Annotated in this window: 6 protein-coding genes; 2 read left to right on the plus strand and 4 right to left on the minus strand. The window is 54.9% G+C overall.

Translation table 11 applies throughout. The features are described from left to right. Positions 1-20: 20 nt before the first annotated feature. From pdeR to malT, 4 genes are all read right to left on the minus strand, one after another. Positions 21-2,039 carry a cyclic di-GMP phosphodiesterase gene (gene pdeR / locus I2123_RS04720; RefSeq protein ID WP_112164624.1) on the minus strand — a complete coding sequence of 673 codons (2,019 nt, stop codon included), beginning with the start codon at positions 2,037-2,039 and terminating at the stop codon, positions 21-23. Positions 2,040-2,333: 294 nt separating this feature from the next. Then, the gene (gene bglX / locus I2123_RS04725) at positions 2,334-4,631 is read right to left on the minus strand and encodes a beta-glucosidase BglX (protein WP_213051878.1); all 2,298 of its coding nucleotides are present in this window, start codon (positions 4,629-4,631) and stop codon (positions 2,334-2,336) included. Positions 4,632-5,020: 389 nt separating this feature from the next. Beyond that, positions 5,021-5,305, minus strand: a complete 285-nt coding sequence (locus tag I2123_RS04730) for a YjcB family protein (RefSeq protein ID WP_112164626.1) — start codon at positions 5,303-5,305, stop codon at positions 5,021-5,023. Between the two features lie 251 nt (positions 5,306-5,556). Continuing rightward, positions 5,557-8,283, minus strand: coding sequence for an HTH-type transcriptional regulator MalT (malT, locus tag I2123_RS04735; RefSeq protein ID WP_213051879.1), 2,727 nt, complete (start codon positions 8,281-8,283; stop codon positions 5,557-5,559). Positions 8,284-8,606: 323 nt separating this feature from the next. Between malT and malP the strand changes: the two genes are divergently transcribed. Both malP and malQ read left to right on the plus strand, forming a co-directional pair. After that, positions 8,607-11,009, plus strand: coding sequence for a maltodextrin phosphorylase (gene malP, locus I2123_RS04740; RefSeq protein WP_120078301.1), 2,403 nt, complete (start codon positions 8,607-8,609; stop codon positions 11,007-11,009). A 9-nt stretch (positions 11,010-11,018) separates the two neighbouring features. Continuing rightward, the gene (gene malQ, locus I2123_RS04745; RefSeq protein ID WP_213051880.1) at positions 11,019-13,106 is read left to right on the plus strand and encodes a 4-alpha-glucanotransferase; all 2,088 of its coding nucleotides are present in this window, start codon (positions 11,019-11,021) and stop codon (positions 13,104-13,106) included. The last annotated feature ends 114 nt before the right edge of the window (positions 13,107-13,220 follow it).

The raw sequence follows: 13,220 nt of genomic DNA on the forward strand, positions 1-13,220 counted from the left end.
GAAAAAGCCCGTCACTGGCGCTATTTCTGTTTTGCTTTATGTTTAAACACATTGGGTGAAGCAACGTTTTTATCATCAAGCCAGTGCTCCAGCTCAATCGCGGGCATTGGCTTGGCGTAAAGAAAGCCCTGTTTGCTGTCTACCCCGATTTCATCGATAAGCTTCTCTTCTTCCGCTGTTTCCACGCCTTCTGCCACGACGGTCAGTTGCAATGTTTTTGCCACCGCCACAATCGCCCGAACCAGCGCCTGCGAAACCGGATCGTCATTGATCCCACGAACAAAGCTCTGATCCAGCTTGATGCAGTCCAGCGGAATACGCGCCAGCTGTGACAGGGAAGAGTACCCGGTTCCGAAATCATCCAGATGCACCTGCGCACCCAGCTTGTGCAGCTGATTGATCATCGCCACGGCTGCATTTTCATCTTCTACCAGACAGCTTTCTGTCAGCTCAAAATCCATCAGGCAGCCCTTCATGCCCGAGGCTTTCATCGCTTCGGCGAGCGTGGTGATAAAGGAGCCGTTATTAAGCTGACGGCCTGAAAGATTCACCGCCACCCGCAGATTGAGGCCTTTTTTCTGCCATTCCGTTGCCTGACGTGTTGCGGTTTCGATCACCCATTTGCCGAGCGGTGTGATAAGCCCGGATTCTTCGGCGTAAGGGATAAAGCTTTGCGGCTGAATCAGCCCGCGTTCCGGTGACTGCCAGCGCAGCAGAGCCTCGACGCTGTTGACCGCCCCGTACAGCGAGACTTTCGGCTGGTAATAGAGCACCAGCTGATCTTTATCGGCCAACGCCTTTCGCAAATGTGTGTCGAGCCACATATATTCGGCGGCTTTCTGATTCATTTCCGGCGAGAAAACGCAGTAAGAGTTTTTGCCTTTTTCCTTCGCCACGTACATGGCGGTGTCTGCGTTTTGCAGCAGAGTATCGCCGTCGATACCGTGTTCCGGGCAGAGGGCGATCCCGCCGGAACAGCCGGTATACACTTCGATAAGTCCGATGCGAAACGGCATACTCAGACGATGTAAAACCCGCTGGCTCAGCGATTCCAGCGTTTTGATTTCAGCGTGGGTACTGAGAATAATAAATTCATCGCCCCCGAGCCGGGCAAGCTTATCGTTGGTTGAGAGGCAATCCTGTATGGCATCGGATACCGCGCGCAGCAGGTGGTCACCAAACATGTGCCCGTAAGCATCGTTCACTTTTTTGAAGTTATCGAGATCAAGATAAATCAGCCCGACTTTATTCTCCCCCCGGTCTTTCAGCGCGGTGGCCAGAGATTCCTGCAACGCGTTGCGGTTGGCGAAGCCGGTGACAAGATCGGTATTGGCGAGAACGCGTAACCGTTCCTGCGCTTTACGTTCGTCGGTAATGTCAGACCCCGAGCAGATCAGATATTTTTGCTGCTTGCCGCTGCCACTGTGGACGAATTTATTGCGGAACAGAAACAGACGCTGGCCCTTAACGGTGTTGATCCAGCGTTCTACTTCATAGGATTGCTGATGCTGAAAGAAACTGGTGATGTTCTGGCGTGAGGCCAGACCTTCTTCCATCGACATGAATAAATCGTATGCGCTGCGCCCGATGACATCGACTTCGCGCAGGCCGGTGTACTCTTCGCTCAGCCGGTTAAACCGGTGGATTTTGCCTTCCTGATCGATAATCACGATTACGGAATTCGCCTCAGAAACCACCTGTTCGGCAAACGTCAGCCCGACTTCTAAATCGTGTGCGACGGATTCGGTGTCCTGATATGCCGATGCGGTGCCCGCCCAGACCTGACTGTCAATTTTGCGGCCCACCAGATACAGGCGAACGGAGGATCCGAACAGCGTAATGTCCAGCGTGAAACTTGAGGTGATCCCGGTCAGTTGTCGGATCTTTCCTGCCTGCCATTGCGTCAGGGAGATGGCGACGTTGACGATGCCTTTCTCAGCAGATAACTCCAGTGCATTGCTGTCTGAACCCAGTCGCCAGTATGGGCGGGGCGTACCGAAATGCAGGTACAGGATGGAGGCATCTTGTGAGTCGACCATGAATGTTTCTCCGCAAAGAACGCAAAACGCCGGCTTTGTGCGAACCTGGCGACAGTCAGCACAGACGGAGCTTACTCTGTTGAGCCCACTCGCAACGCTCCGCATCCGGCGGATAAAGGCAAAAGGGCATAACACATTGAAATTAAGGTTAGCAACTGTCCGTTATATATCCAGTCTGCGGACAGAAATTGCCATTGAGCACAGGGGCGCGAATTACCGTACGCCGTCAGTGCTCAACGGGCTTTTGACCGATTTCCGGGCCTGGGTTCCGACCCGGAAATCACTTTCGATAAATTACTTCAGCAGGAAACTGGTTTGCTTAACGTTCTGTGAATCCAGACCAATGAACACGTTGAATTTGCCGGGATCAGACGCCCATTTCAGCTGTTCGTTGTAGTAACGCAAATCCGGTTCATTGATAGTAAACGTCACGACTTTTTCCTCACCCGGTTGCAGTTCAACCTTTTCGAAGTTCTTCAGCTGTTTCACCGGACGGCTGATAGACGCGGTGACATCCTGCAAATACAGCTGCACGATGGTCGCTCCGCTGCGTTTACCGGTGTTTTTCACCGTCACGCTGGCGGTCAGCGGATGTTTGGCATCCATGGTGGTGGTCGACAGACTTACGTCAGAGACGCTGAAGTCGGTATAGCTCAGACCATAACCAAACGGGAACAGCGGGCCATTGGTGATATCGGAATAGCGGGTGGTGTATTTATCCGGGTGCTGCGGATTAAACGGACGGCCGGTATTAAGGAAGCTGTAATACAACGGGATCTGGCCGACTTCGCGCGGGAAGGTCATTGGCAGTTTGCCTGACGGGTTGTAATCGCCAAACAACACATCGGCAATTGCATGGCCGCCTTCGGTGCCGCTGAACCAGGTTTCGAGCATCGCGTCAGAAATTTCGTTTTCCCACGTCAGGGTCAGCGGACGGCCATTCATCAGAACGATGACCAGCGGTTTGCCGGTCGCTTTCAGCGCTTTCAGCAGGTCACGCTGACTTTGCGGAATGTTCAGTTCAGAACGGCTGGACGCTTCGTGCGCCATACCTTGCGCTTCACCCACGACGGCGACGACAACGTCTGATTTCTCAGCCGTTTTCACCGCTTCGTCAATCATGTCCTGCGGCTTACGCGTGTCGTTGATGACCTGTTTGTCGTAAGAGTTGAGGAAATCCACCATGGCCTGATCGTCGGTGACGTTAGCGCCGCGTGCGTACAGCACGTTGCCTTTATCGCCGAGGACGTCTTTCATGCCCTGCAGGACGGTCACGGCCTGCGCGGCTTTACCCGCCGCCGACCAGCTGCCCATTACGTCACGTTTGCTGTCAGCCAGCGGGCCAATCACCGCGATGGTGCCTGATTTGTGCAACGGCAAGGTTTGGTTGTTGTTTTTCAGCAGCACCAGCGAGGTACGCGCCACTTCACGCGCTTCGGTGCGATGCAGACGACTTTCGGCATTGGTATCCGCCGGGTCGCTGGAGGCCGGGCCTAAATGACGGTACTCATCCACAAACAGGCCCATGTCCCATTTGGCCGCGAGTACGTCACGCACGGCACGGTCGATGTCATTCTGGCTGACCAGCCCGTCGGCGAGTAATCCTTTCAGATACTTACCGTACATGTTGTCGGCCATGTCCATATCGACACCGGCTTTCAGCGCCATGGCCGCTGCCTGACGATCGTCTTCTGCCACGCCGTGTTTGACCAGGCCGCCGATCGCGCCGTGATCGCTGACGGTCAGACCTTTGAATTGCCAGTCGTCACGCAGAATATCTTTCAGCAGCCAGGTATTGGAGGTCGCCGGTACGCCGTTAACGCTGTTGAGCGCAATCATCACGCCGCCCGCGCCCGCATCCACTGCGGCTTTGTACGGTGGCATATAGTCGTTGAACATGCGGGTCAGGCTCATGTCCACGGTGTTGTATTCGCGGCCGCCTTCAACAGCGCCATACAGCGCGTAGTGTTTGACGTTGGCCATCACGGCGTCTGGCCCTGACGGGTCTTTGCCCTGATAACCGGTGACCATCTCATGTGCAAGGCGCGACGTCAGATAGGTGTCTTCACCGAAACCTTCAGAAACGCGGCCCCAGCGTGGATCACGGGTGACATCCACCATCGGTGAGAAGGTCATGTTCAGGCCATCGGCGGCGGTCTCTTTGGCAGAAATCCTGGCGCTGGTGGCGACGGCGCTCATATCCCAACTGGCGGCGAGGCCGAGGCTAATCGGGAAAATCGTGCGCTGACCGTGAACGACGTCATAGGCATAAAAAGGTGGGATCTTCAGACGGCTGTTTTTCACTTCATCCTGAAGCCGACGGATATCGGGTTTGGTGACGGTGTTAAACACGCCCCCGACTTTGCCCGCGCGGATATCTGCCATGATGGCTTCTTTCGGATAATCCGTCCCGACGGTCACCAGATTCAACTGCCCGATTTTTTCATCGAGGGTCATTTTTTTCATCAGATCGGCAATGAACGCATTGCGCTCTTTGACCTGATTTTGGGGGATACCCGCCGTTTCAACCGCCAGTGCAGAAGCAGAGCTTACCAGTAATACAAACGCGCCAAGCATGTGATGCGTATTCATCGGAATTCCTTCAGCCATAAGCAGGGATGCCAAAACATTGAAAATTCAGCAGCCTGAAGCAAACAAATCAATGATCATTCTAAGAAAAGTATAGTGTGAGAATCTAATACGACCGTTCAACTATTAGCAATCAATAGTTTTGACCGGCCACACATTATCTTTTACTCGTGGAGACAGATCGCAATTTACAGGTAATCGGGCAGATGGCTACAAAAAGACGCTCGATATACCGCGCAATTTCAAACAATTAGGATTTGATGAAGATGCAGTGCTGGAATGAGCGATTAAATCGCGCAGGCGATAGGCTTTTTTGCACAATGAACCGGGCAGAACACGGGGGTTCTGCCCGAAAATAAGACGGGCGAAAGCGGGATTAATACAAAACGGAATTAATAGTAGAAAGGCATATCCGTCGGGGTTTTACTCATCACGTCAAAAAACACATCCTTGGTCATTGACCAGAATTGCGCGATGGCGGCGGCGTTGTAGGTCATGCCCATCAGGCTCATGACAAAGAAACAGGTCACGGTCAGGCCGAGACCACTACAAACGAAAGCCATCGTATTGCGGCTCGACTGGCGGCAAACGATATTGAGCTGGCTGGTGCAGAACATCAGAAAAGCGCTCAGTAATTCCCAGCGCATCATGACGATGCCGGCGGTTAATGTACCCATAGATAAAATCCTTACTCACTACAGCCGGTTGCGCGACGCCAACATCAGCCGAAACGGCTGCAAAAACAGGAGGGCAATGGGCTTATCGAGGTATTAATTAAGTTGAATAGTGTGACTTGGGTCACATTATATCATTGGATTTTATTTATGAGCAGAGGGAATGAGCAGAAATTGTTCGCTAATACGTTTTATGTATAACGCACCGCCAAATCATGGCCGTGCGTTATCAAAGAACTGCATTTAAGAAAGTATTACGCGCCGTAGCCCATGACCTGCAGCAGATGCTGGGCCTGCTGGACCGCTTCCTGCCGGTGCGCGACGCCAAGTTTTTGATACAAATTTCGGATATGCGTTTTGATGGTGGTAGAGGCGACGTCCAGCTCACCGGCTATCTGATCGTTGCTGTAGCCGGAATAAATCAGGCCGAGCACCTGCCACTCGCGCTGGGTCAGCGGGCTGGTGCGGATAAGCTCTGGCACCTGCGGATGAGTCAGCAGTTTATTCACAAAACCTTCGTCGAAATGCGCAAACTTGTGGCGGTGATGCTGATTAATTTCGCGCAAAATCTGCTGCGCCCGGCGCTGTTCCAGCTCGGGCAACAAGTTGAGTTGAATCAGCTGACGCAGCTGTTGCGCCATCATTTCCCCTTCGATAACGAAATGGCTGACAAAGCCGGTGCGGTTCGCCAGCCCCAGCGCTTCAATCAGCACACGTTGCGCGTCGTTCTTGCGGCCGGTGTGCCAGTAAAGCAGATTGCTCAGCAGCAGATTGCGGTTCAGATCGCTGGTCAGGCGCAGCTGGCGTGCGTTCTGATTGAGCTCGTCGAGCACCACTTCCGCTTCGTCAAATTTCTCCAACAGAATCTGCATCCGGGCAATATTACGCCACTGTCCCTGTTGGAAATGGTTATCCGCCATGTCCGGTTTTCGCGCCTGTTGCAGCCACTGGCGGGCTGCGGCTTTATCACCAATCATCTGCCAGTAAATCACGCGAGGTTTGTCGGTATTGGTCAGCCAGTCGATATGATACTGGCCAGTTTTGAGCAGGGTTTCACAGCGCTGTAAATGGTGATGGGCGTTGTCGAGCTGACCGCGCGCCAGCGAGCATTTCGCCAGCATCGCCAGACACTGTAATTGCTGCTGCGGCTGGAAATTAGTCAGCACGTCGAGGCCTTTTCGCGCGGCGTCTTCGGCATCATCAAGGCGCGACCATGACCACAACAGCTGTGAACGCAGGCGCAGCAGGAATTCATGCATTGGCAACTGTTCGAGATGCTGCTCGCGCACCAGTTCGAACGCGCGATCCTGCATCTCGTAGGCTGCCTGTAAAAAGCCCTGCGCAATCAGGATTTCGCTCTGTTGCAGCAGCGCCCATAAGGCATAGTGATAGGCTTCGTAGCGCCGTGCGATTTGTTCGGTTTGCTGCATCAGCGGCAGCGCGCGGGTTAAATCGCCTTTGCAGTGCTGAATTTCGCCGGTCACTGAGGTGGCGACGATGCGGCTGTAATAGCTTTCATAGGGCAGGAAACGCAGGGCGTCGGCGGCCAGTTTTTCCGCTTCATCCTGACGGCCATCGTTGATCGCCACCTGCGCGCGCAGGGCATCAAATTCGGCGGTCATATCCTGTTCCATTACGATATTGCGCTGCTGCATCTCGCTTTCGGCGCGCACCAGCAGGGCTTCGACTTCGGCATAGCGATGCTGACTCTGCGCCAGCCATGCCTGCAACAGTACCAGTTTAGGATTCTGTATCAGGCGTTCGTACGGCAGCGCGTTCAGGCACTCTTCAAGCAGTGCCAGTTCGCTTTGATTAAACAGCGCCCAGGCGTGCTGCAACAGAATATCGCGCAATAAATCAATGTCTTCCGCGCCCAGCGCGTGATGAATCGCTTCCGCCGGGAACCCCTGTGCCAGCCAGCCTTCAGCGGCGGCACGGTGAATTTCCGGTAGTTGTGCGGCCAGTTCCCACTGGCAACGCTGGCGCAGGAAAATCGCGAATAACGGGTGGAAATTAAACCATTCGCCGGTGTCATCCATTCTGTGGATGAATAACCCCTGACGCTCTAATTCTTCAAGACGTTGCTGACCGTTTTCGCCGCCGGTCAGGCGCACGATCAGCGCATCATTCATCGAACGCAGTAATGAACAGCGCAGCAGAAAATCACGGGTCGGGGCATCCACACGATCCAATACTTCATCCACCAGATATTCCGACAGATGGCTGGCATTGAGCCCGGCGAGTTTACGCGCCGACTGCTGGGTGGATTGCTGTGTCGAGGTGGTGGACTGGCGTGCTGAGAGCGCGATCAGTTGCAGCGCGGTGGCCCATCCGGCGACGTCGTCACACAAACGGCTGCTGTCGGCATGATCGATCGGGTCTTTCAGACGGTTGTCGAAAAACTGCTGCGTTTCAGGGTGGGTAAAGGCCAGATGCGAGGCATTGAGCTCGAGTAACTGGTCACGCACGCGTAGATTGGCGATGCCCAGCGGCGGCAGAGTGCGTGAGAGCACCACCAGCGAAATATTTTCCGGCTGATGACGCAGGAAAAAGCGCATGCCTTCATGGATGGCGTCGTTAGAAATCAAATGGTAATCGTCAATCACCAGCAGCAGTGGCCGGTGCCAGTCGGAAAGCTCCACAAACAGTTGCCCGAACAGCGCGGATAAACTGGCGTACTGATGCTTCTGGCTCAGCCCCTCACTTTTCACGCAGTGGCCGCCGCAGGCCTGCTGTACGGCAGCAATCAGATAGCTGGCAAAACGCTCCGGCTGGTTGTCGCTTTCATCAAGAGAATACCAGCCCAGATCGCTTTTCCCCGCCGCCCAGTGCGCCACCAGCGTCGTCTTGCCGTAGCCTGCCGGACTGGCGACCAGCGTAAGACGGTAATTAGGCGCAGTCGTGAGCTTCGTCAGCAAACGATCGCGAACCACTGTGTTTTGCTGCCGCACCGGGCGGCTGAGTTTTGACGGGATCAGCATTTTTTTCGATTCTTTTGACGGTAAGCAGAGGGGCGGTTTAATTATTTCACAGCGCGTAATTAATCACTTTTTCTAAAGTCCTCCTTTGAAACATTGATTGCAAGAATGTTACGTTTTTACATGCCGTTAAGTTGCTCTGTATCACAAATTTCAATCAGACTTTTCGTACGGCTACCCTGAGAGCCCGTCTCCTCCGACTACGCCCCGTTTCTCCTCCCTGTCTAATCTTTGGCGGGATGATGCTGCTCACAGACACAAGCGTCAGCATAGTGATTATCAATATTGTACTTCCCTACAAATTCCCGAATATAAAGAGGCATGTGATGCAGGTGACTTTGGATAAGACACAATTTTTGGCCGCACTAAAACGCCAGTGGCAGGGATTCGGTTTGCAGCAGGCACAGGACATGACGCCACATCAGTGGTGGCAGGCGACCAGTGGCGCGCTCTCCGAGCAGCTGAGCGCGCAGCCTGCGCCGGTGGCCGGGAAAACGCCACAGCGCCACGTTAACTATATTTCGATGGAGTTTCTGATTGGCCGGCTTACCGCCAATAACCTGATCAATCTCGGCTGGTACGACACCGTGCAGCAGGCGCTTAAGGAGCAGGGCGTAGAGCTTGCGGATGTGCTGGAGCAGGAAACCGACCCGGCGCTGGGCAACGGCGGTTTGGGGCGTCTGGCAGCCTGTTTCCTTGATTCAATGGCGACCGTCGGACAACCGGCGACCGGTTATGGTCTGAATTATCAGTACGGTCTGTTCCGCCAGTCGTTTAGCGAAGGCAAGCAACAGGAAGCGCCGGACAACTGGCATCGCGAAAGCTATCCGTGGTTCAGCCACAACAGTTCGCTGTCAGTGGACGTGGCGTTTGGCGGCAAGCTGACGAAGAACGATGCGGGCGCGGAACAGTGGCATCCGGCGTTCACCCTGCGTGGCGAAGCCTGGGATCTGCCGGTGGTGGGTTATAAAAATGGCGTCACTCAGCCGCTGCGTTTATGGCAGGCGACCGACGTGCATCCGTTTGATTTGACGTTGTTCAATGACGGTGAATTCCTCAAGGCCGAGCAGAAAGGGATTGATGCTGCGAAGCTCACCAAAGTGCTCTATCCGAACGACAATCATGAGGCCGGAAAACGCCTGCGCCTGATGCAGCAGTATTTCCAGTGCGCCTGCTCGGTTGCCGATATTCTGCGCCGCCACCATTTCCTTGGCCGCAAAATTCAGGATCTGCCGAAGTTCGAAGTGATCCAGCTTAATGATACCCATCCGACCATCGCCATCCCGGAGCTGCTGCGTATTTTGATCGACGAGCATCAGCTCGACTGGGACGCCGCATGGGCGATCACCAGCCAGACGTTCGCCTACACCAACCACACGCTGATGCCGGAAGCGCTGGAGTGCTGGGATGAAAAACTGGTTCGCAGCCTGTTGCCGCGCCACTTCTCATTGATTAAAGCGATTAACGCCCGCTTTAAAAAAGTGGTCGAAAAACAGTGGCCGGGCGACAAAGCGGTGTGGGAAAAACTTTCCGTACATCAGAACAAACAGGTGCGTATGGCGAACCTGTGCGTGGTCAGCGGCTTTGCGGTGAACGGCGTCGCGGCGCTGCACTCCGAGCTGGTGGTCAAAGATCTGTTCCCGGAATATCACCTGCTGTGGCCAAACAAATTCCATAACGTCACCAACGGCATCACGCCGCGCCGCTGGCTGAAACAGTGCAATCCGGCGCTGTCATCGCTTATCGACGAGACGCTGAAAACCGAGTGGGTGAACGATCTTGATGCGCTGAAAGGGCTGGAAAGCTACGCCGACGATAAGAAATTCTGTCAGCGTTATCAGGCGATTAAGCGCGAGAACAAAATCAAACTGGCGGACTATGTTCAGCACACAATGGGTCTGACGCTGAACCCGGACGCGATTTTCGATGTGCAGATCAAACGCCTGCACGAATACAAACGTCAGCATTTGAATCTGCTGCATATTCTGTCGCTGTACCGTCAGCTGCGTGATAACCCGGAAATGGACATGGTGCCGCGCGTGTTCCTGTTCGGCGCGAAAGCGGCCCCTGGCTATTACCTGGCGAAAAATATTATCTACGCCATCAACCAGGTCGCTGAAAAAGTGAATAACGATCCACTGGTGCGCGATCGCCTGAAGGTGGTGTTTATTCCGGATTACCGCGTGTCAGTGGCGGAACTGATGATTCCGGCGGCGGATGTTTCCGAGCAGATTTCCACCGCCGGTAAAGAGGCGTCAGGCACCGGCAACATGAAGCTGGCGCTTAACGGCGCGCTGACCGTCGGCACGCTCGACGGGGCGAATGTCGAAATCGCCGAACAGGTCGGCGAGGACAATATCTTTATCTTTGGCAATACCGTCGATCAGGTCAAAGCATTGCTGGCTAAAGGCTACGATCCGCTCAAACTGCGTAAGAAAGACAAGCATCTGGATAAGATCCTCAAAGAACTGGAAAGCGGCTTCTTTAGCAACGGTGACAAACAGGCGTTCAGCCTGATGTTGGACAGTTTGCTGGACGGCGGCGATCCTTATCTGGTACTGGCTGACTTCGCGGATTACTGCGCAGCACAACAGAAAATCGATGTTCTGTATCGCGATCAGCAGGAGTGGACGCGTAAAACCATTCTCAACACTGCCCGCGTCGGGATGTTCAGTTCCGACCGTTCGATCCGTGATTATCAGCAGCGGATCTGGCAGGCGAAACGTTAAGGAGCCCCCATGGAAAATAAAGCACTGGAGCAGGCCGCCAGGGAGGCGGGGATTTCCTCTGGTTTTATTAATGCGCACGGCAAACAGCAGGCCATCGCGCCGGAAACCAAACGTGAGCTGTTGTCGGCGATGGGCTGGGTGGCACAATCCCGCCCGGCCATCACGCCGGTGCCAGCGGTTAAAGTGTTCGTCACCGGCAGCCGGCTGGCGCTGCCGGTCGGCGGTGACGGCGAATATGGCTGGACGCTGCGTCTGGAAAATGGCGGTACCACACAGGGTCGCGTCAGCGGCAAAATGACACTGGCGTTGCCGGGGAAAATTCCCACCGGTTATCACCAGCTGACGCTGACGCAGGACGCGCAGGAGTGGGCGTGCCGGATCATTGTCGCGCCGAAACGCTGCTATGAACCTGACGCGTTGCTGGCCGGAAAAAAACTCTGGGGCGCGTGCGTGCAGCTGTATACGCTGCGCTCGGAGAACAACTGGGGCATCGGTGATTTCGGTGATCTCAACGTTTTGCTGAAAAACGTGGCTGAACGCGGCGGGGCGTTTGTCGGCCTCAATCCAATCCACGCGCTCTATCCGGCCAATCCGGTGGCCGCCAGCCCTTACAGCCCGTCTTCGCGACGCTGGCTGAACGTCATTTATATCGACGTAGCGGCAGTGGACGATTTTAAGCGAAGTGAAGAAGCGCAGATCTGGTGGCACAGGCCGTTGACGCAGCAGCGTTTGCAGGCGGCACGCGCCAGCGACTGGGTGGATTACGCCGAAGTGATGCCGCTCAAACTGGAAGGTTTACGTCTCGCTTATGCCCATTTCCTGGGCCGTAAGGCGCAGGATGCGCAGGTGAAATCGCTGGCGAATTTTGTGAAGCAGGGCGGCGAAAGCCTGTATTTACAGGCGGCGTTCGACGCGCTTTACGAGCATCTGGCGAAAGAAACTGACGTGGCACTCGGCTGGAACCGCTGGCCGGAAAAATATCACGATGCACGCGGCACGGCGGTTCGGGCATTCTGCGAGCAACATGCGCAAGACGTGGAATTTTATCTGTGGCTGCAATGGCTGGCGGAAACGCAGTTTGCCAGTTGTTATCACACCAGCCAGCAGCAAGATATGCCGATGGGCCTGTACCGCGATCTGGCGGTCGGCGTGGTTGAAGGCGGTTCTGAAACCTGGGGAGACGGTGAACTGTATTGCCTGAAAGCCTCGGTCGGTGCTCCGCCGGATATCCTCGGCCCGCTCGGCCAGAACTGGGATCTGCGCCCGATGGATCCGCATGTCATGGTCCGGCGTGGTTATCAGCCATTTATCGATCTTCTGCGTTCTAACATGACCAGCTGCGGCGCGTTGCGTATCGATCACGTCATGACGCTGTTGCGCCTGTGGTGGATCCCTGCCGGAGAAACGGCGGATAAAGGCGCTTACGTGCAATATCCCGTGGACGACCTGCTGGCGATTTTAGCGCTGGAAAGCCAGCGTCACCGCTGCATGGTGATCGGCGAAGATCTGGGCACCGTACCGGTGGAGATCGTCAGCAAGCTGCGCGAGAGCGGCGTTTATTCCTATAAAGTGCTGTACTTCGAGCGCGACGAAGAAAATAACTTCCGTGCGCCGCAGTCGTATCCGGTTCAGGCGATGGCGACCATCACCACGCACGATCTGCCCACGCTGCGCGGATACTGGCAAAGCGACGATCTGGCGCTCGGAAAAACCCTTGGTCTGTACCGTGACGAAGAGGTTTTACAGGCGCTGTACGCCGACCGCGCGCGTGCGCGACAAGGTCTGCTCGACGGTTTGCATCACTACGACTGCATTCCGAAGAAAACCGGACGCAAAGCGGCGCTGATGGAAATGACGCCGGTTCTAAATCGTGGGCTTCAACGCTACGTCGCCGACAGCGCCTGTGCGTTGCTTGGCCTGCAGCCGGAAGACTGGCTCGACATGGACGCGCCGGTAAACGTCCCCGGCACCAGTGACGAATACCCAAACTGGCGACGTAAGCTTTCTCATACGCTGGAAGAAATGTTCGGCGATGAGCAGGTGAATAAGCTGATTAAAGACCTCGATAAACGCCGCAGGAAAGTGTCAGTGAGCTGAGGTTGATGAAGGAAGTGAGAGAAGGGGCTCTGTCTGAAGGCAGAGCCCCTTTTTTATGCGTGAAGGGTGTGAACAGGCTGCTGCGTAAAGGGCGCATAAGACGATGCTGTAAAG

It is taken from the genome of Rahnella inusitata (assembly GCF_018288855.1).
Lineage (GTDB): Bacteria > Pseudomonadota > Gammaproteobacteria > Enterobacterales > Enterobacteriaceae > Rahnella > Rahnella inusitata.